This is a genomic window from Pseudomonas sp. PsB (assembly GCF_043658375.1).
In the GTDB taxonomy this organism is placed as follows: domain Bacteria; phylum Pseudomonadota; class Gammaproteobacteria; order Pseudomonadales; family Pseudomonadaceae; genus Aquipseudomonas; species Aquipseudomonas putida_Z.
In genome coordinates this window covers 1-1,196 of record NZ_JBIGLU010000088.1, presented here as the reverse complement: position 1 = coordinate 1,196, position 1,196 = coordinate 1, and the positions used below count along the sequence as shown (strand labels likewise).

General features: G+C 61.0%; 1 protein-coding gene. It reads right to left on the bottom strand.

Annotated elements, in window-relative coordinates; genetic code table 11:
- The coding region (locus tag ACGLHT_RS29965; RefSeq protein WP_394520766.1) for an immunoglobulin-like domain-containing protein at positions 1-1,196 on the bottom strand (1,196 nt) is incomplete at both ends.

Below are 1,196 nucleotides of genomic sequence, written 5' to 3'. Positions count from 1 at the left end.
ACCGGGATGGTGATGGTCTGGCCGTTGGCCAGTTTCACTACCAGATCGGAACCGGTGACTTTGTGGTTGACCGACGCGGTGTAGGTCACCACGCCACCCTCGACCACGCTTTGCGTGGCGGTCAGGGTGACGGTAGTGGTGTCGATGGTGTCGGTGACCTTGGTCACGGCCGCAGTACTGCTGACGTCGAGTTTCTCGAAGTCGCCACCGGTGGTGCCGGTAACGGTCACGCTGAGGTCTTCAGCATCGACGTACACGTCGTCGCTTGGGGCATCAATGGTGATCGAGGCTTCCTTCGAGCCCGCGGCGATGGTGATCGTCTCGCCGTTGCTCAGCTTGATCACCAGGTCGGTACCGGCCTTGTTGGTCAAGGTGGCGGTGTAGGTGATCTTGCCGCCTTCGGCCACGGTATCTGTAGCGGTCAGGGTGAGCGTGGTGATGTCCGGAGTCGCCGGATTATCGGTGACAGTCGTCACTGGCTCACCAACCGCCACGGTCTTCTCGTAATTGCCGCCCGAGATGTCGGTGATCTTGTTGGTCAGGTCCAGGTTGGTGTTGTGGACGTTGTTCGGTGCAGTGAACGGTACCGAAGCCGACGACTCGCCCACCGGGATGGTGATGGTCTGGCCGTTGGCCAACTTCACTACCAGATCGGAACCGGTGACTTTGTGGTTGACCGACGCGGTGTAAGTCACCACGCCGCCCTCGACCACACTTTGCGTGGCGGTCAGGGTCACGGTGGTGGTGTCGATGGTGTCGGTGACCTTGGTCACAGCTGCGGTGCTGCTGACGTCCAGCTTCTCGAAGTCACCACCGGTGGTACCGGTGACGGTCACGCTCAGGTTTTCGGCATCGAGGTACACGTCGTCGCTTGGGGCATCGATGGTGATCGACGCTTCCTTCGAGCCGGCCGCGATGGTGATGGTTTCACCGTTGCTCAGCTTGATCACCAGGTCGGTGCCCGCCTTGTTGGTCAAGGTAGCGGTGTAGGTGATCTTGCCGCCTTCGGCCACGGTATCCGTCGCGGTCAGGGTGAGCGTGGTGACGTCCGGAGTCGCCGGGTTGTCGGTGACCGTGGTCACTGGCTCGCCAACCGCCACGGTCTTCTCGTAGTTGCCACCCGAGATGTCGGTGATCTTGTTGGTCAGGTCCAGGTTGGTGTTGTGGACGTTGTTCGGTGCAGTGAACGGTACCGA